Source organism: Tautonia sp. JC769, assembly GCF_040717455.1.
Classification (GTDB): Bacteria; Planctomycetota; Planctomycetia; order Isosphaerales; family Isosphaeraceae; genus Tautonia.
The window spans coordinates 448,460-466,017 of sequence record NZ_JBFEFH010000001.1 but is presented as its reverse complement, the minus strand read 5'-3'; the positions used below and the strand labels follow the sequence as shown (position 1 = coordinate 466,017).

15 protein-coding genes are annotated in these 17,558 nt (G+C 68.8%); 6 read left to right on the top strand and 9 right to left on the bottom strand.

Features of this window, described 5'->3' with window-relative positions:
- Positions 1-38: 38 nt before the first annotated feature.
- Positions 39-866, bottom strand: coding sequence for a hypothetical protein (locus tag AB1L88_RS01910; protein WP_367094932.1), 828 nt, complete (start codon positions 864-866; stop codon positions 39-41).
- A 261-nt stretch (positions 867-1,127) separates the two neighbouring features.
- Complete coding sequence (locus tag AB1L88_RS01905) at positions 1,128-2,018, bottom strand: dihydrodipicolinate synthase family protein (protein WP_367094931.1); 891 nt, start codon at positions 2,016-2,018, stop codon at positions 1,128-1,130.
- A gap of 504 nt (positions 2,019-2,522) precedes the next feature.
- Between AB1L88_RS01905 and AB1L88_RS01900 the strand changes: the two genes are divergently transcribed.
- The 4 genes from AB1L88_RS01900 (at position 2,523) to AB1L88_RS01885 (ending at position 4,887) form a co-directional block, all read left to right on the top strand.
- On the top strand, positions 2,523-2,756 hold the full coding sequence (locus AB1L88_RS01900) for a hypothetical protein (protein WP_367094930.1): 234 nt from the start codon (positions 2,523-2,525) through the stop codon (positions 2,754-2,756).
- 201 nt (positions 2,757-2,957) lie between these two features.
- Positions 2,958-3,332 carry an STAS domain-containing protein gene (locus AB1L88_RS01895; protein ID WP_367094929.1) on the top strand — a complete coding sequence of 125 codons (375 nt, stop codon included), beginning with the start codon at positions 2,958-2,960 and terminating at the stop codon, positions 3,330-3,332.
- A 53-nt stretch (positions 3,333-3,385) separates the two neighbouring features.
- Positions 3,386-4,405 carry a rhomboid family intramembrane serine protease gene (locus AB1L88_RS01890; RefSeq protein ID WP_367094928.1) on the top strand — a complete coding sequence of 340 codons (1,020 nt, stop codon included), beginning with the start codon at positions 3,386-3,388 and terminating at the stop codon, positions 4,403-4,405.
- Positions 4,402-4,887, top strand: coding sequence for a GNAT family N-acetyltransferase (locus AB1L88_RS01885; protein ID WP_367094927.1), 486 nt, complete (start codon positions 4,402-4,404; stop codon positions 4,885-4,887). The genes AB1L88_RS01890 and AB1L88_RS01885 overlap by 4 nt, the downstream gene beginning before the upstream one ends.
- Positions 4,888-4,938: 51 nt before the next feature.
- Here the strand turns inward: AB1L88_RS01885 and trpD are convergent, their stop codons facing one another.
- The 4 genes from trpD to AB1L88_RS01865 all read right to left on the bottom strand — a co-directional run bounded on the left by trpD (position 4,939) and on the right by AB1L88_RS01865 (position 10,253).
- The gene (gene trpD / locus AB1L88_RS01880) at positions 4,939-5,982 is read right to left on the bottom strand and encodes an anthranilate phosphoribosyltransferase (protein ID WP_367094926.1); all 1,044 of its coding nucleotides are present in this window, start codon (positions 5,980-5,982) and stop codon (positions 4,939-4,941) included.
- A 98-nt stretch (positions 5,983-6,080) separates the two neighbouring features.
- A complete protein-coding gene (locus tag AB1L88_RS01875; protein ID WP_367094925.1) occupies positions 6,081-7,328 on the bottom strand; it encodes a trypsin-like peptidase domain-containing protein in 1,248 nt (415 codons plus the stop codon).
- Positions 7,329-7,614: 286 nt separating this feature from the next.
- Entirely contained in the window at positions 7,615-8,094 is a 480-nt protein-coding gene (locus AB1L88_RS01870; RefSeq protein ID WP_367094924.1) for a TraR/DksA family transcriptional regulator, read from the bottom strand.
- 647 nt (positions 8,095-8,741) lie between these two features.
- Positions 8,742-10,253, bottom strand: a complete 1,512-nt coding sequence (locus AB1L88_RS01865) for a hypothetical protein (protein ID WP_367094923.1) — start codon at positions 10,251-10,253, stop codon at positions 8,742-8,744.
- A gap of 170 nt (positions 10,254-10,423) precedes the next feature.
- Here AB1L88_RS01865 and AB1L88_RS01860 point away from each other — a divergent pair, with 170 nt between their 5' ends.
- On the top strand, positions 10,424-11,677 hold the full coding sequence (locus tag AB1L88_RS01860; protein ID WP_367094922.1) for an aldose 1-epimerase family protein: 1,254 nt from the start codon (positions 10,424-10,426) through the stop codon (positions 11,675-11,677).
- A gap of 71 nt (positions 11,678-11,748) precedes the next feature.
- Here the strand turns inward: AB1L88_RS01860 and AB1L88_RS01855 are convergent, their stop codons facing one another.
- Positions 11,749-12,642 carry an alpha/beta hydrolase gene (locus AB1L88_RS01855; protein WP_367094921.1) on the bottom strand — a complete coding sequence of 298 codons (894 nt, stop codon included), beginning with the start codon at positions 12,640-12,642 and terminating at the stop codon, positions 11,749-11,751.
- 33 nt (positions 12,643-12,675) lie between these two features.
- Entirely contained in the window at positions 12,676-14,208 is a 1,533-nt protein-coding gene (locus tag AB1L88_RS01850; protein ID WP_367094920.1) for a YifB family Mg chelatase-like AAA ATPase, read from the bottom strand.
- A gap of 238 nt (positions 14,209-14,446) precedes the next feature.
- Between AB1L88_RS01850 and AB1L88_RS01845 the strand changes: the two genes are divergently transcribed.
- Positions 14,447-16,231, top strand: coding sequence for a sigma 54-interacting transcriptional regulator (locus AB1L88_RS01845; RefSeq protein ID WP_367094919.1), 1,785 nt, complete (start codon positions 14,447-14,449; stop codon positions 16,229-16,231).
- Between the two features lie 24 nt (positions 16,232-16,255).
- Here AB1L88_RS01845 and lpxB read toward each other — a convergent pair whose 3' ends face one another.
- The gene (gene lpxB, locus AB1L88_RS01840) at positions 16,256-17,479 is read right to left on the bottom strand and encodes a lipid-A-disaccharide synthase (RefSeq protein ID WP_367094918.1); all 1,224 of its coding nucleotides are present in this window, start codon (positions 17,477-17,479) and stop codon (positions 16,256-16,258) included.
- Positions 17,480-17,558: the final 79 nt, after the last annotated feature.

The window sequence follows — 17,558 nt, the reverse complement described above, 5'->3', positions numbered from 1 at the left end:
GTCATCCGGCGGCGCGGTTGTTCTCGCGATTGTAACGACTAGCGGCCGGCATGGTCATCGGGCGACTGGGCGCGAACCACCAGGGCATCTCCGGGAGAGGCCTCGTTCGGCATGGTCCGGGAGGCGACCAGGTGCCACGAACGCCAGGCCCGGTCCAGCTCTCGTGTGCTCGTGAACCCGTAGTGGCTGCGGGTCGCGGCATCCCAGCCGGAGTTCATCCCTTCGCGGAGGAAGGCGAGGAACCGGGGGCGGCCGCCCATCTCGACGAGGAACCGGGAGACGGAATACCCCTGGCCGTAGAAGCCCATCAGATCCTGCGGATATTCCTCGATCGTGAACAACTCACCCAGGGCCCAGCCGCCGCTCCGGGCGAGCAGGTCGGCGGCGAACTGCTCGTGCCGCAGCCGCTCGCGGCGGTCTTCGCTGAGCAACGAGGCCCCCTCGTCGGCCCATCGCGGCAACGGGCCGCCGAAGTAGGTCGCGAAGATGGTGTGCGTGATCTCGTGCGGCAAGGCCGAGGCGAGGATCCGGTCGAGCCGCCCCTCCAGGCTCATCTCCTGGTCGAGCACCTTGCCGCGGCCGAAGCCGAAGGAGGTCACGCCGCCGGCCTCGCCGCCGGTCATCTTGATGCGGATGGCGCAGGGCCTCGGCCAGTCGGGGAGCGGCTCGCCCAGCCATCGGCGGGCGATCTCGGTGCGATAATGCTCGGCGTAACGCGCGACCTGCTGCGCGATCTCGGCGGTCGGCGCCTCGACCTCGAAGTTGGTTGACCGCGCCGAGGCCCCCATCAGCATCGGCAGCAGGGCGAGGCCCACGACTGCCCGCAGACGGGGACCGACCCTCCGGGTTCGGGGGTGGATACCCATGCCCGAGTCCTCCCTGACCGGCGTGAGACGGGTCCCTCATGAACCCGCCGTTCGATGTCCGCGTTGGCCCGACCCCGTCGAGAGCCGAGCCTGGGCGTTCCTGCCCGTGTCGACCGCAACGGGGGCGGACTTTAGCAGAAGTCGATCGGCCTGTCATCCCCCGCTTCCCGCGAGGTCGCGTGACAGACCAGCGAGTCGGGACGGCGTGCGGAACCGCCCGAATTTGAGCGTTCGGGGCCGGCCTCGGGCCGAGGTCGTCGTTCAGGGCAAGAAGCCGACCGCCTCGATTTCCGCGACCACCCGGCGAGCCGTGGCTTCGTCCAGGGACGCGAGCGGCGCCGGGAGCATGCGGTCCAGGAACCCGCGATGTCGGCAGGCCACCTCCAGGCAGGCGTGCATCGAGCCGAACTCCATGGTCCGGGCAAGCCGGGTGAGCTGGTTCTGGAGGCGGAAGGCGCGGGCCTCGTCGTTGGCCCTCGCCGCGTCCCAGACCGCCACGCAAAGCTCGGGGAAGGCGTTGCCGAGCGCCGGGACGAAGCCGTCGGCCCCGAGCGCGGTCGAGGTGCCGATGAGGTCGGAGCCATGCAGATAGGTGAAATTCCGCTCGCGACGCGTGGCCGAGGTCCAGTCCTGGGTCCGGAAGAGGCTCGGGCAGACATCCTTGACGCCGACGATCCGGGGGTGCTCGGCCAGGGCCCGGATTTGCTCGAAGCTGAGCTGGTTGCAGACCCACGGGGCGTTGTAGATGACCAGAGGCTTGTTGAGCGTGTCGGCGAGGGCGTGGAAGTAGGCCATCAGCTCGCCGGCCGAGAGGTTCAGGTACCACGGGGGCAGGGCGGCATAATAGTCATACGCCAGGTCATCGAAGCGGGAGGCGCGCTCCAGGGTGCGGCGGGTGCTCAGGTCCGAGACGTTCAGGACCAGGGGGATCCGCCCCTCGACGATCGTCGCGACCAGCTCGGCGGCCCGCCGGGCGACGCGGTCGGTCACCAGGTCGAATCGGGCCGTGGTGCCCATGATCCACAGCCCGTGCACGCCACCGTCGAGCAGCGCCCGGGTCAGGCGATGGAGCGAGCCTTCGTCGATCTCGTCATCGGGACCGAGCGGGGTGGCCAGCGGGGGGACGATTCCGTGCAGATGCGGCAAGTCCATCGAATTGGCTCCAGGCAGTTCGGATGGCTTCAGGCCAGCGTCGATCCGGGGCCTCCCGCAGCCGACCGCCCTCTGCTCCACCGAAGAAGCCCAGTATGCCAGGTCGGGCGGCCCCTCGCCAACCTGGCCGCCCAATCCCTGCCCGGAACCTCCGGGCGCTCGCCGGACCCGGCGCGCCTCGGAAAAGTCGGTCCGACGCAAACGGAGTGGAAGGCAAGGCTTGGGAGGGTTGTCCGGCCTCCGGGCGTGTCGCCCCGAGAAATTGGCTGATGGGGGGCCGCCCCGACGCCCGATACTCCTCCAAGTCATCGAATATGGCGAGTCGTCGCAAACCGGTTGGATTCCGGCAAGCGGTCTCGGCCACCGTTGAGAAGACAATCGCCCCCGGAGGCCGATTCGAGGCGGCGGGTGCCCCCGGCCACCGGCTCGAAGGTGCTTCGGAATCGGCGGCCCCATCGGCTGCCGATCCCCCCCGGAGGCGATTTGCTCGGAGGAGGAGATCCGATGCCCACCCCCACCCCCCGACTTCGCATTTTCCCCCGTCCCCAGGACGACTTCGAGCTTGAGACCGATTCCCCGGCCGTCTCGATCCGGCTGGCCGACCTCTACCCGTTGCTCGCGCAAGCCTATCGAGACAATTTCGTCTGGCTTCGCGACTTCGAGGAGGACGAGCTGCTGGTGAGCAACGACCTGTTCGAGGTCGTGCGCGCCTTCTCCGATTACCGCCCCTCGGCCTGAAGGCCGCGGGGTCGGGCCTGAGGGCGGGTCGGGGTGCGTTACGCCCCGGGTCGGCGGAGTTTCTCGCCCCCATGTCGGTGTTCTCTTGTGTGCGGGGCGTTCCGGCTCTAGGCTAGATCAAAGAGGGACAACCGGCGAGTTCCGTTGCCCATTGCATCGGTTGTCCCCGCTCCCGAGCCCCGGAACGGTAGTCACACGCTCATGTCCCTGCCCCCCGCGGACGATGGATTCACGCTCGAGCGTCGAGGCGACGTCTTGGTCTTCGTCCCCTCTCCGCATCTCGAGGAATTTGACCTCGCGACCGCCGAGGAGTTGAGCGCGGTCTTGCTCGGCCCGATCCAAGAACTGCCCATGCCGATGCTGATCGTCGACCTCGAAGGGGTTGATTTCTTCGGTTCGAGCTTCCTGAGCCTGCTGCTCCGCTGCTGGAAGGCGGTATTGGTCAAGGGCGGGCAGATGGTCCTGGCCGGCGTCTCCCCGAGAGCGCGGGAATTGCTCCGGATCACCTCGCTGGATATCGTCTGGCCCCTCTACGCCAATCGGTCGGAGGCGATCGCCGCCTTGCAATCCGACTGAGCGGGCGGACCTTCCGCGCCAGTCTCGGTTGACAGGGTGCCAGAGCCCGACCGATGATGGAAGGACGCCGGATTGATCGCCTCGAGGAGGGAGGGCCTGACCGCCGCGCCATCATGGGAATCTACGATCGCGACTACATTCAGGACCGCCCGGGCGGTTTCGGCCTCTTCGCGGGCGGCGGATCGGTCGTCAAGACCCTGATCCTCATCAACGTCGCGGTCTTCCTGTTCGGCTGGATCGGCGGCCCCTCGGTCCGGTTCTTCTACGATGAGTATCTCGCGGCCCGGAGCGAGGCGATCTTCCGCCAGGGCCATATCTGGCAACTGCTGACCTACGCCTTCCTTCACGACCCCTCGAACCTGTTCCACATCCTCTGGAACATGGTCTTCCTCTGGTTCGTCGGTCGAGAACTGGAAGACATGTACGGCCAGCGGGAATTTCTGGCCATGTACCTGACGGCCGCGGTCGTCGCGGGGCTCTGCTGGTCGATCCTCGACCTGAGCCAGGGCGGCCAGGCGCGCATGGTGGGGGCCTCGGGAGCCGTCGCCGCGGCCCTGTTCATCTACGTGCTGTATTTCCCGAACCGGGAGATCCTGCTCTTCTTCGTGCTGCCTGTGCCGATGTGGCTCTTCGCCATCATCTTCTTCGGGCAGGACCTGATCGGCCTGTTCCAGAGCCTCCAGGGATCGACCACCGCCCCGATCGCATTCGCCGCGCACCTGAGCGGGGCGGCTTACGGCTTCCTGTACAAGAAATACGACCTGCGGTGGTCGCGGGTCACGGGCGGCTGGAACTTGCGGTGGGGCCGTCGGACTCGCCTGAAGATCTTCTCCCCCGAGCCGAAGAGCCGCCGGCCTTCGCGACAAGGGGCGAAGACGCCGGCCCGATCCGGCAGCTCGGGCCTGGTCGGGGCCTCGGGCCCCTTCGCCGACGATCACCTCGACGCCAAGCTCGACGAGATCCTCGCCAAGATCGCCCGCGAGGGGCGATCGGGCCTGACCGAGGACGAGCTTCGGATCCTGCAAGAGGCCAGCGAACGCGCCCGCAATCGCCGAGGCGAGCGACTGAGATGAAGACCAGTCCCCTGATCGTCCGCGACGCCCGACGGACCGATCGTGACGCCATCGTCGCCTCCAACCTCTCGCTCGCGATCGAGACCGAGGGCAAGCAGCTCGACCCGAGGGTCGTCGGTCGCGGCGTCGATCGGGCGCTCGAATCCGACGACCGATTGCGTTACTGGGTGGCCGAGCGCGAGGGCCGGATCCTCGGCCAATCCGCCGTCTCTCGCGAGTGGAGCGACTGGAGATGCGGCTGGATCTGGTGGTTGCAGAGCGTCTACGTGGTGGATGAGGCCCGGGGGCTGGGCGTGTTCCGGGCCCTGCACTCCCACATCCGGGACGAGGCCCGCCGGACTCCCGACGTCATCGGCCTCCGGCTCTACGTCGAGCACGAGAATCATCGGGCCCAGAAGACCTACGAGGCCCTGGGCATGACCCCGGGCGGCTATCTCGTGTTCGAGGAGCTGTGGCCGGAGCGGTTCGGCCTGTCAGACTGAACGAACCTCCGGCGCGCGGGAATGCCCCGGAGGGGTCGCGCCGATGCGATGTCACGGCGTCGGATTGGTCATCGCGATCCAGCGATCGAGCAACGCCCGGGCCTTGCCGGCATCGACGGCCTCGGCGGCCTGGGCCACGCCTTCGGCGGGGGAGTTCGCCCGGCCGGCCACCATGAGGGCGGCGGCGGCATTGGCGAGCACGACCGACCGGACGGGACCGGCCTCGCCGTCGAGCATCCGGACGATGCGATCGGCGCTCTCGGCCGGGTCGGCCACCCGGAGTTCGCGGGCAAGGGTCGCTGGCAGGTCGAACTCGTCGGGCGACCAGGTCCGGGACTCGACCTGATCCCCCTCGATCCAGAGCACCTGGGTTGGCCCGGACAGTCCGACCTCGTCCAGCCCTTCCGGGCCCGACACCACGGCGGCGCGCCGGACGCCGAGCCGGGCCAGGGCGCTGGCCATCAGTCGGGCGGTCCTCGGGTCGGGGACGCCGACGAGCTGATACTCGGGGCGGGCCGGGTTGGCGAGCGGTCCGACCAGGTTGAACAGGGTCCGGAAGGGCAACTGCTTCCGGACTGCCGCGACGTGCCGCAAGGCCGGATGGAAGCTCGGCGCGAAGAGGAAGGTCAGGCCCAGCTCGGCGAGGCAACGCTGCTGGACGTCGTGACCGGGATCGATCGCCACGCCGAGGCGTTCGAGCACCTCGGAGCTTCCCGAGACCCCCGACGCTGATCGATTCCCGTGCTTGGCCACCACGACCCCCGAGGCCGCGACGACGATCGCCGAGGCGGTCGAGACGTTGACCGATGCCGCCCCGTCGCCTCCCGTACCGCAGGTATCGAGGACCGGGCGCACCGGGGTGTCGAGCGGAGTCATCGCCTGCCGAACGGCGTCGACGGCACCGGCGAGCTCCTCGTCGGTCTCTCCCTTGACCCGCAAGCCGACCAGGAACGCCGCGATGAGCACGTCGGACGCGCGACCGGCGACGATGTCGGCCACGGCGTCGGCGGCGCTCGACCGGCCGATCGAGCGGGAGGCGCCGAGCTCTCGGAGAGCGAGCAGGAGCGATTCACAGTCGTCAGGCGAGGCGGGCACGGTTCACGCTCGATCGGGACAAGGGCATCGCGAATGAGACAACAGCCCCGTTGTCCCGTTCCGTCTCACTCACTCGGGTCCGTCGCGGGATGGAGTCGTCAGGGACGGACCAGGTAACCTTCAGGACTGAGGTTCCGCGAGGGAACCTGGGGGAGTTTGGCGGTCAATTCCTCGAAATCGGCCACCTCGACGTGCATGGCGACCTCGCTCCCGTTACGCTTCACCACCAGCTCGACCGCCTGGCCGATGGGGGTGGTCGAGACCATGTTGATCAGGTGCCAGGTGTTGTTGACCTGGATCCCGTTGAAGCGAACGATCACGTCCCCCTTCTGGATCCCGCTCGACTTGGCGGGGGAATCCTCGGCGACGGCCGAGATCCGCGTGCCCCGGGGCCGATCCAGGCCATATTGCTCGTAGTCTTCGGGGAAGATGTCCTGGAGCGAGATGCCGATGGCCCCTCGTCGCACCCGGCCGGTCGTGATCAACTGGTCCATCGCCCAGCGGGCCAGGTTGATCGGGATGCTGTAGCCGACCCCTTCGTTGCCGCCGCCGTGCGAGGCGATGGCGGTGTTGATCCCGATGACCTCCCCCCGGAGATTGACCAATGGGCCTCCCGAATTGCCGGGATTGATGGCGGCATCGGTCTGGAGGAAGTCCTGATTGTGGACCCCGTTCTCGTAGAGGTCCCGTTCCTGACGCCCCCGGGCGCTGATGATCCCCTGGCTGACGGAGTGGGTCAGCCCGAACGGGCTCCCGACGGCCAGGACCCAGGTCCCCGGGACGGCCTCGTCGGAGTCTCCCAGGCGGGCGGACGGGAGGTCGTTGACGGGCAGCTCCAGGACCGCCACGTCGGAATCCTCGTCCCGGAAAATGGCGCTGGGGCGGAGCAAGCGGCCGTCGTGGAGGTTGATATGGATGTTGTCCGGATCGGCGCCGCTGATGACGTGATTGTTCGTCAGGACGAACAGGCCGGGACGGATGGCCGACTGGACGATGACGCCCGACCCGCTCTCCTCGAAGGTCCGTCGCGTGCGGCCCTCCTGCTCCTCGGCCCGCTTCAGGGCGACGATGTGGACGACGGTCCGGGAGACGACCTTCGACACCAGCTCGAACGTCCGGTTGACCTGATAGAACTGCTCGTACTGCCTGGCGAGGCTCTGGTAGATCGCCTCGTCGGAGTGGTCGAGTCCGGCGGGCTCGGCCACCCGGTCCGGGTCGCTGGGACGGGCCGGGGCGGGATCGGCGACCAGCCGGCCGCCTCGATCGACGACCGATCCCAGGCCGAAACCGAGGCCGATGCAACCGATCGCGGCCAGCATCAGGGCGGTGGAGGGTCGCGGTGCCATCAAGTTGCGCTCCACTCGTCGAAGGAGACCAGATCAAGAGCCCGGCCATGCCCGTACCGACGGACATGCCACGGGTGGCGACATTCCCTCGCCGACGATTCGTGATCGCCCGTAGAGTATATGCCTCGCCGTTTGCCAGAGTCAAAGCAGCGAAGCTGGGTGAACGTCGGAATCTCCCCCCGCGGGTCCTCCCTCAAAACGAAGGAGGCGGAACGACGTGGTGACGTCGTTCCGCCTCGCGGGATGGCCTGCGGGTGAGTCGGGAGCGATGGGGGGCCGAGGGGTCTCAGCGGCCCGACTCGCTCATATCCATCTCGTAATCGCTGAGGTTGATCTGGCGGTCGTTCTCGTCGAAGTGACGATCGGAGATCTCGGACCAGCGGTAGTCGATGGCCTGGCTCATGCCGGTGTGCCCCATCCGCTCCTGCTCTCGCTGGCAGTCGATGCAGGTGCAGGTGTACGGCAGGGCATTGAGGCGAGCCACGGCGATCTTGCCGCCGCAATGTTCGCACTGGCCATAAGTGCCCTCGGCCATGCGGTCCAGGGCATGCTCGATCTGGCCGAGTTCCCGGCTCTCGATCTGGGCGATTTGCGAACTGATTTCATCGTTGGCCGAGTCGACGGCCGCGTCGACGCTATCCCCCACGTCGTTCATCGCCCGCAGGTCGTTCAGCGAATCAAGATCACCGGCCAATGCTTTCCGCAAGGCGTCGCGACGGGCGACCAATCGCGAGTGCAAACGAAACAGCGCGTCTTTACGAGCCATGACACACCTCCAGATGTTCGTCGCGAGCGGGCGGGACGATGTGCAACATCCTGTCCGAAAAGCCGGACAGAGATGACCAAACCCTCGTGAAGGACCGGATCCACGGGTTCGGGCGGAACTGGCAACGATCAGTCATTCGCCAGCCGGCGCCTCGAATCCAGCAGAACTCCCGTCCCTTCTGAAAAAACCTTCAGGTGAGGATCGTCGTCCGCGTGGCGAAGCCTAGCACATTATGCGCCAAGGGCAAGATGCCAGAGCCTTCGATGTCACCTGTGTAGAATAGTACGCCCAGACAGGCGAAAGGTTTGATGGATTCGCCGAAAAAATTCGATCAGGACCCGGACACCCCTTTCCCCGCGGACTCGACACGCCGTTGGGACACGCGCTGCGCCCAAAAGGCTCACGCCCTCGAAGCGATGAGCCGACCCTTTCCACGCAAACCCAATGCCAAGATCTCTCGACGCCTGCCCGCCCCGGGGCGAACGAACGATCGTTCGTCGAGGTCCTCGAAAATCGTGCTGGTGCGTCGGACGGCCGACCGAGGGGGCGACACCGCTCGCCAGTCGTCTCGAATCGACCGGCGTCGCAGAGAGCGGGGGGGATGCCCGGACTGGAAGGGACAAACGCCTCCGATCGGGACCGGGGCCTCACCGGAGGTAGAAATCCTGGTCCACGATGGCCGGACCGCTGCGCCCGGTCGACCGGAGGAAATTGAGGTACTGCCGGGCGCCCGAGGGGGCGTTGTAGATCCACTGCTCGACGTACTCGCCCTGAGAGGCCGACCTCGCGAAGGATTGAGGGGCCCCGAGCCGCTGGAGGATCCGATCGGGGGTCTCCCCCTTCAGGTCCTGACGGATCGGAGGGGTCAGCAGGGTCGTGAGCAGGATCGGTGCGCGGGGGAGGCCCATGATCGGGTGCTGCTGGGGACCCGAGGCGATTTCCACCGGGGTCCAGCCGAGCGATCGGATCGCCTCCTGGTGGGTGATCGTCACCCCGCTGTCGGGCTCGAGCCGGAACCGCCAGCCATTCGGCTCCGTTTCCACGGCCGAGAGCCGGGCGCCGAAGAGGATTTGCCAGCCCTTCTGCGGCTCACTGGCCTCGAACAGGCGGAAGCCCTCGAAGTCGATGCGGGCCTCGCGAGGGGCGATCGGGCCCTCGGAGAGGATCCGGTAGTTCAGCTCGTAACGGCCCGCGGCATCGGCCGGGGTGGCCGTCACCTGGGCCGAGATCAAAACGGATCGTCCCCGGTACGACCCCTCGAAGAGCCGTTGCCACTCCGATTCGTCGCTCGATCGCGCCCGCCGATCGAGGATCATCTCCAGGCGGTCGGGGATCAGGTCGACGAAGATGACCGCCTCGCGAGCCGCCTGGCGGATCTCGTCGGCCCCTCGAATCTGGCCGTTGAGCGACTCGACCGCCGCCGCCGCCCGCGAGAGGATGCGATGGGCCTGGTCGAAATCGCCACGATCGAGCGCCGGAATCCCCTCCTCGCGGCCCTCTTGCACCAGGATCGGCGCGTTCCTCCGCTGATTCCTCACCATCGTCCAGGCCACGGTCCCGGCCAGGACGAGGACCACCAACCCCGCGACGAGCAGCGGCCGGTTCCGTCGGAGCCGATCGCCGAGGCCCGCCCGGACGGGGACGAGGATCTGCCGGTCGTCGAAGGCGGCCGTCGAGCCCGGCCCCCTCGGATTTGTTCGCCCCCGATCCGCAGGATGGGACGGACGCGAGGACGGCTGCCGGGCGCCGGTCGGCGGCTGTCGACCGGCAGCGGGTGGCCGCCGCTCGGCCGTCGGCAGCTCGGAAACCGCGGCCTCGACCGGGTCATAGTCGGGTGATGGCCCGGGCGCGGGGTCCCCGGTCGGATCGACCGGCTCGAGCCAATCGATGTCCGAGGGATCGGGGAGCGGCTCGGGGACATGCTCGGAGAGCGGGATGGGCGCGTCGTCGCCGCCTGCCGCCGCCATCCGGTTCGGATCGACCCGGGAGGAGGGCAGCGGGGGCATGGGCAAGGGGCTGCTCGGCAGGACGAACACCCCGAGCCCGCAATCCGGGCACCGGAGGGCCTGATAGCCTTCGAGTCGTCGCCCGCGGATCACGTGACCTTCGGGACAGCTCACCCGGAAGGTCTGGACCTCCGGAGGAGGGGCGGGGGCCATGCCTTTGACCCATCGTTTTGCGCGGCCGAGCAGGTCCAAGGTCTCCCCTCCCGGTTGTTCCACCCCAGTCATCACGCGAGACGTCCGGTGCAGCTAACGTAACATGATCGCGCGATGCGTGTCCCCTTTTCTGGAGGAATGCGGTGCGTTAGCCTCTGGGTCGAGGGTCTGTGAACGGGGCGGGGGCGTGGGTCGAATCCCTCGCACACTCGACGGGAAACCGAGGCCCCTCGGCAAGCCACCACACGGGAGTCTTCCTGGTGTTGATTGAACTGGATGGCCCGCGGAGCGAACGACACCGCGACGGAGTGACGATCACCCCGGGATCGGTCGGACTTCCCCCGACCCCCCCGTGGTCGATCACGACCCGGACGCTCCGGGGAGGCCGCCGAGACGGGGTCGAGCTGATCCGCGTCGAGAACGGCACACTGTCATTTGAGATTGTACCGACGCGGGGAATGGGCCTCTGGCGCGGTCAATTTCAGGGGGACTCCGTGGGTTGGTCGTCTCCGGTGAGCGACGGGCCGGTCCATCCCGCCCTCGTCAACCTGGCGGGCCTGGGAGGCTTCGGCTGGCTCGACGGCTTCGACGAGCTGCTCGCCCGGTGCGGCCTGGAGCACAACGGCCCGCCGGGCCAGGACGGCCCGTTCGCCCATGGCCTGCACGGCCGGATCCAGAACATCCCCGCCCATCGGGTTGCGATCGAGGTCGATGAGGCGGCGCCCCATGAACTCGCGGTGTCGGGGCAGGTGGACGAGGCCCGCCTGTTCGGGCCGAATCTGCGCATGAAGACCCGGTACGCGACCGCCCCGGGGTCGAATCGCCTGACGGTCCGCGACGAATTCGTCAACCTCGGCGACCGGCCGGCCCCGTTGGTGATCCTCTACCACTGGAATTTGGGCCCGCCCTACCTCGATGCCGGCGCCCGGGTCGTCGCCGCCGCCGAGACCGTGGTGCCGCAGACGGCCCGAGCCGCCGAGGGGATCGGGCACTACGACACCTTCGGTCCGCCCGAACCCGGCTTTGCCGAGCAGGTGTACCTCTACAAATTGATCGGGGACGGCCCGCGAGGGCAGACCGCCGTCATGCTCCGGAACGCGCAAGGGGACAGGGCGTTCGTGCTCCGGTTCTCCACGTCGGAACTGCCGTGCTTCACCCTCTGGAAGAACACGATGGGGCCGAATGAAGGGTATGTGACCGGCCTCGAACCCGCCACGAACTATCCCAACCCCAAGACGTTCGAGCGCCAGCACGGCCGATTCGTGGAGCTCAAGCCCGGCGCGTCGCACGTGGCGGAGCTCTCCCTGGAATTGCTCGGCTCGGCCGGGGAGGTTGCCACGGTCGAGGAGGAAATCAAAGTCCTCCAGGCCGGCCGAACTCCTGAGATTCACCCCAGGCCGTGTGCACCGTTCTCCCCGGCATGATCGATTGACCCCGGATCGGTGGCGGAAACGCCTCGGCCCGCCCATGCCCGGGAGCCGAGGCGAGCCGAGGGTCACGGCTGGAGGAATTCGGGCACGACTCCCCCGGCCTTGAGATGGCGATCAAAGAACGAGAAGGTCGCCTCCCTGGTCCGAGGCAGTTCGGGACCGCTGACCCCGTGCCCGGCGCCGATGATCAGTTCCACACGCCCGGGCACCCCGGCCTCGGCCATGGCCGAGGCCAGCGCGGTGGCCTGGGTGGTCGGGATGAGGGGGTCGGCCGTCCCCTGGAAGACGAGGATCGGCGCGTCACCTCCGGAGACGTGGGTCAGCGGCGATGCCGCAGCGGTTGCCTCGGGTTTCTCCTCGGGCGTCCCGCCGATGAAATCGTTGCGCAAGGGGATCGAGATCGCGGGCAGGTCGTCGGCCGCCAGGTCGGTCGGCCCGAAGAAGTTGACCACGGCCTGGACGTTCGAGGGGGGGGCGTCCTCGGCCGCCGGCCCTTCCAGGCCGTCGCCCGGGTCGGTCAGGCCGAGCATCAACGCCAGGTGCCCGCCGGCCGAGAAGCCGACCGCTCCGATCCGGTCGGGGTCGACGCCGTACGTCTCGGCGTTCGACCGGAGCCAGCGGACGGCGGCCTTCACGTCGTGGATCTGGGCGGGGAAGGTGTGCTCGGGGCAGAAGCGGTACTCGGGAGAGATCGCCACATAGCCGGCCTCGGCGAACTCGACGAGGAGATTGCGCAGGTCCCCCTTGTCCCCGGCCCTCCAGGCCCCCCCGTGAATGGCGACGATGGCGGGACGGGGCTCGGAACGGTCGGCCGGCTGGGCGAGATCGAGCCTCAGGTCCCGACCATCGACCGTCGTGTAGACGAGGTCGGCGGTGACCTCGGCGGTCCGCCCTCCCTGGGCCGGGGCAAGCGGGGCCAGACCGGAGAACGCGGCGGCGGCGAGGATGAAGGTTTTCATCGGCTTCGATTCCTTGTCACGAGGGTTCGACACTCAAGCCCAGACGCTCCGGTCGAGCGATCGGTAGCCGACCGCCTCGGCCACGTGCTGGGGCTCGATGGCGTCGGTCCCTTCCAGATCGGCGAGGGTCCGGGAGACGCGCAGGACCTTGTCATGGGCACGGGCCGAGAGGCCGAGTTCCTCCATCGCCCCCTTGAGCAATGCCGCCGATTCGGGCTTCAGGGTGCAGATCTTCCGGACCTGGCGCGGGGTCATCCGGCCGTTCACCCCCGGACCCGACGGGCCGAAGCGGTCGAGCTGCCGGGCCCGGGCATCGAGCACCTTCTCCAGGAATTCGGCCGAATTGGGTCCGGGAGGGGCCTCGGCGAGCTGGGTGAACGGGACCGCCGGGACGTGGATGTGCAGGTCGATCCGGTCGAGCAAGGGGCCGCTGATCTTCCCCAGGTAGCGCTCGACCTGGGGAGGGGAGCAACCGCAGGCCTTCCTCGGGTCGCCGCGATAGCCGCACGGGCACGGGTTCATCGCCGCCACAAGCACGAAATCGGCCGGGAAGGTGACGCTGCGCAGGGCGCGACTGATCGTCACGCAGCCTTCTTCCAGGGGCTGACGGAGGACTTCCAGGGTCTTGCGGTTGAACTCGGGAAGCTCGTCGAGGAACAGGACCCCCTTATGGGCCAGCGAGATCTCCCCCGGCTGGGGCGTGCTGCCCCCTCCCACCAGGCCGGCGTCGCTCACCGAATGGTGCGGCGACCGGAACGGGCGGACGCCGAGCAAGGGTTGCGACCCGAGCAATCCCATGGCGCTGTAGATCCGGGTCGTTTCCAGGCTCTCCGAGGGGGTCAACGGGGGCATGATCGTCGGCAGGCGACGCGCCAGGAGCGTCTTGCCCGTGCCGGGAGGGCCGATCATCAGGAGATTGTGTGAACCTGCCGCCGCGATGAGCAGGGCCCGCTTGGCACCGTCCTGCCCCTTCACGTCGGAGAAATCTTCTTCGTAGTGGGCGGCCTGGTGGAAGACGTCATCGACATCCACCGCCGTCGGCTCGGTGTCGAGCTGGCCGGAGAGGAAGCCGACGGCCTCGGCAAGGCTGCCGATCGGGAAGACGTCGAGCCCCTCGACCACGGCGGCCTCGGAGGCGTTGGCGGCGGGGACGAGCAGGCCCGTCCGCCCTTCCTTCCGGGCGCGGAGGGCCATGGCCAAGGCCCCCTTGATCGGCCGGGTCTCGCCGGTCAGGGCCAGCTCGCCCACCACGGCGAAGGTCCCGGGCCGTTCCAGGCCGACCTGGCCGCTCGCGAGCAAGAGCCCGAGGGCGATCGGCAGGTCGAAGCCGCCGGCGTCTTTTTTGAGATCAGCGGGTGCCAAGTTGATCACGACACGATCTGAAGGGCGACGGTAGCCGGAGTTGACCAGCGCCCGCTCGACCCGGTGGGTGCTCTCGCGGACGGCGGCCTCGGCCAGGCCCACCAGCACCGTCTTCGGCACCGGGGTGGACGAAACGTCGACTTCGACCTCAACCGGTTCGGCTTCGATCCCGATCAGCGTGTACGAGGCGAGCTTGGCGAGCATGTCAGACCCCGCCGGGACAGGCCGGCTCCATCGCCCTTGGCCCTTTTGTTCATGATCGGATGGTACCACCCGGCGCCCAGGTTGCAAGTGTCCACCATCGCGGTCGATCGAGACGGGCGTCTCGATGCTTCAACGCGGTCGGCCCGCCCCCGTGACACGCCCCCCGGGTCGCACAGGGGCGCAGCGGTCTGGTAAATTGGAGCGAAATTGACCGATGTCCCCGGCCGAGGTCCCGCCGATGCCCTGGATCCCCCATGTCATGATCCTCGACGACGACCCGAGGGTGCTCGAATCGCTCGTCCCCGGCTTCGTGCAGGAACTGGGGCGGAGCCTCTCGCAGAGTCGGGAGATCGCCGGGCTGCTCCGGCGCGGGGCCGCCCCCGACGACGCCCGGGGGCCGGTGCGGATCAAGGTCAGCGCCCACGGCTTCGAGAGCAACCGGGTCGAGTCGTACCGCTACCGGCCGCCGTTCGAGGTCCACCTGCACCTCGTCCGGGAACGGGGGGGATCGTTCGAGCTGGCCCGGCGCTTGTTGAATCAGCAGACCTTCGCGGCGGTGGTCTCGGATCAGCGATTCTCGGACGACGCGGGCGGCCAGCGCGCCGGCCAGTACTTCGTCGCCGAGGCGGCGAGGGTCCACCCCGAGGTCCAGGGGCTGCTCTACTCCGCCTATCCCCGGCCCGACGACTTCCCGAGCGAGCAGTTCATCCGCAAGGGGGCCGGCGGCGCCGGGGGTGCCGACGACCTGGCCGAGCAGGTCGTGCGGGCCGTCGAGCGGCACCTGGCGATCCCGGCGGCCCGGGCGTTCGCCCAGGAGGTCGGCGACCGCGGCCTGGTCTATCAGTCGGACGAGTTCGGCGCGGTGGTCGCGCAGCTCTTCGACCTGGCCCAGCTGATCGGGTCGGCCGACCTGCCGCCGAGCGGTCGGACGAGGCGCCCGCTGCCCTGCCTCCTGATCGACGGCGAGAGCGGCACCGGCAAGCGAGGGCTGGCAGAACTCTTCCACGCGGCCTCGGACCGGCGATCCGCCCCCCTGGTCATCGCGTCCTGCAGCGAGCTGACCAACGAGACCCTCCTCCGGAGCATCCTCTTCGGCCACAAGCGAGGCGCCTTCACCGACGCCCGGGAAGATCGGCCCGGCCTGGTCTCGGCGGCGGGCAAAGGGGTGCTCCTGCTCGACGACGTGCACCGCTTGCCCCCGGCCTGCTCGGCGATCCTGCACTCGTTCCTCGAGGACGGGGAATACGGCCGGCTGGGCGAGGAGGAAACCCGACGGCGCGCCGAGTGCGCCGTCGTCCTGACGGTCGAGACCGGCCCCTGGCGCGAGCGTCGGCAGTCGGGCGAGCTGCCCGTCGCCTTCCTGGCCCGGGTCGAGCGGTTGCTCGTGGCCGTCCCCCCGCTTCGCGAGCGTCCGGGAGACATCGAGGCCCAGGCCCGCTGGCTCACGCGGACCCTCTCGGGCGAGCTGGGGGCCGACCTCGAGCTGACCGACGACGCCGTGGCTCGCCTCCAGTCGCTCGCGTTTGAAGAAAGCAACAGCCGGGAGCTTCGGAACGTCATCGAGCGGTCGATCTATCGCCACTATCGCGAGGCCGACCAGCTCGAATGGAGCCAGATTGAGCCGTTCGCCTCCGACAGCCTCCGATCAGCCGGCCCCCCGCCGGCGACCTCGACACCGACGGCGGCGCCCCGCCCCCCCTCGACTGCGGCGCAGAACGACTGGCAACGCCGCCTGCGGGCCCTCGCCGCCAAGATCCTCTCCAAGGGGGTGGAGCTCGATCCCGAGGAGGCCCGGGCGGTCCTCGATAGTTTGTTCGACGAACGCTTCCCCGCGGCCTGGGACGCCGTCCAGGCGAGCCGGGACTGGAAAGCCGGGCAGGCCCCCCTGCCCTTGCCGCTCTGGGAAGACCTCTGGCGATGCTTCGCCGTGAGCTGGCTCGGCGGCCCGTCTCCGGCCGAGAAGGACCTCGGGATCCCGGCGAATACGCTCCGCCAGTGGATCAACGACCGGGAGTCGCGCTGACTCCCGGTCGTGTCGAGGGTCGCGTCAACCGGCCTGCTCGACACGCTCGTCCTGGCCGCTCGGCGCCCGCAAGGGCCGGTGGGGGCCGCGAGGGCCCGGGCGATCGGCGGTCGTCAGCAGGGCGGCGATCCGATCGGCCGCCCGCTCGGTCGCCCCCGGAACGACGACCCGATCACGCAGGGCCGCCAGCGATTCCGAGACGCGGAGCCGCTCGGCCTCGTTGTTGAGCCACGTGAGGGCGTGGTCGGCCATCTCGTGAGAGACGTCGCCCGAGGTGGGATACTCGGGCATCAGCTCGGCATCGGCCAGCAGGTTGACCAGGGTCATGTAGCGGACCTGGACGATCTTGTTGGCCAGCCAGAGATGGGCCGCCCCGAGCTTGTAGACGACGACCGTCGGCAAGGCTTCCGTCATCAGCTCCAGGCTCACGGAACCGGACACGGCCCAGCAGAGGTCGGCCAGGCGGATCAGTTCCGGAGTCCGGCCGGAAAAGAGCTCGATCGAGCACCCCGACACCAGGGGCTCGGCGGCGATCATCTCGGCGCAGCGGTCGCGGTGGCGGTCGTTCAAGCAGGCCACGGCGAAGCGGACATCCGGACGAGCGCGGGCCACGGTCGCCGCGGCGCGGAGCATCATCGGGAAGTTCCGCTCGACCTCCTGCGTCCGGGAACCCGGCAGCAAGGCCACGACCCGGCCGGATCGGGCCCGCTGCTCGGCCAGGAAGGCGTCGTCGAGCACGCGGCCCGCCAGCTCGTCGAAGTAAGGGTGGCCGACGTATTCGGCCCCCCCGAACCCTCGCTCCTCGTACCAACGCGGCTCGAAGGGGAGGGTGCAGAGGACGTGGTCCACGTACTTCTTGACCTTGACCACCCGCCAGCCGGCCCAGGCCCAGAGCTGGGGAGGGACGAAATAGATGACCGGGATCCCCTGCGCCTTGGCCCGGCGCGCCACTCCCCAGTTGAAGCCGGGGTTGTCGATCAGGACGACGGCGTCGGGCCGCTCCTCCCGGAAGGATCGCCCGGCCTGGCGCAGCAGGCCGATGAAGACGTGGAGATTGGCGATCACCTGGGCGATCCACATGACGGCCAGGTTGACCAGCGGGTAGAGCAAGGTGGCCCCGGCCTCGGTCATCCGGGGACCGCCGAAGCCGACGAACCGGGCGCCGGGCAGGCGGCGGCGGAGCGCCCGGATCAGGTTCGCGGCATGCAGGTCGCCACTCGGCTCACCGCAGGAGATGAAGATCCGCATTGTGCGACGCTCGCCTCCATGCAACGGTCGCAGGCCAATCCTTTTGGCCCTTTGCCGCAGGCTAGCAGAGGACCGCCGG

Coding starts and splice junctions, on each gene's coding strand:
- AB1L88_RS01910 (WP_367094932.1), bottom strand. CDS start 866: ATGGGTATCCACCCCCGAACCCGGAGGGTCGGTCCCCGTCTGCGGGCA.
- AB1L88_RS01905 (WP_367094931.1), bottom strand. CDS start 2,018: ATGGACTTGCCGCATCTGCACGGAATCGTCCCCCCGCTGGCCACCCCG.
- AB1L88_RS01900 (WP_367094930.1), top strand. CDS start 2,523: ATGCCCACCCCCACCCCCCGACTTCGCATTTTCCCCCGTCCCCAGGAC.
- AB1L88_RS01895 (WP_367094929.1), top strand. CDS start 2,958: ATGTCCCTGCCCCCCGCGGACGATGGATTCACGCTCGAGCGTCGAGGC.
- AB1L88_RS01890 (WP_367094928.1), top strand. CDS start 3,386: ATGATGGAAGGACGCCGGATTGATCGCCTCGAGGAGGGAGGGCCTGAC.
- AB1L88_RS01885 (WP_367094927.1), top strand. CDS start 4,402: ATGAAGACCAGTCCCCTGATCGTCCGCGACGCCCGACGGACCGATCGT.
- AB1L88_RS01875 (WP_367094925.1), bottom strand. CDS start 7,328: ATGGCACCGCGACCCTCCACCGCCCTGATGCTGGCCGCGATCGGTTGC.
- AB1L88_RS01870 (WP_367094924.1), bottom strand. CDS start 8,094: ATGGCTCGTAAAGACGCGCTGTTTCGTTTGCACTCGCGATTGGTCGCC.
- AB1L88_RS01865 (WP_367094923.1), bottom strand. CDS start 10,253: ATGGCCCCCGCCCCTCCTCCGGAGGTCCAGACCTTCCGGGTGAGCTGT.
- AB1L88_RS01855 (WP_367094921.1), bottom strand. CDS start 12,642: ATGAAAACCTTCATCCTCGCCGCCGCCGCGTTCTCCGGTCTGGCCCCG.
- AB1L88_RS01850 (WP_367094920.1), bottom strand. CDS start 14,208: ATGCTCGCCAAGCTCGCCTCGTACACGCTGATCGGGATCGAAGCCGAA.
- AB1L88_RS01845 (WP_367094919.1), top strand. CDS start 14,447: ATGCCCTGGATCCCCCATGTCATGATCCTCGACGACGACCCGAGGGTG.
- lpxB (WP_367094918.1), bottom strand. CDS start 17,479: ATGCGGATCTTCATCTCCTGCGGTGAGCCGAGTGGCGACCTGCATGCC.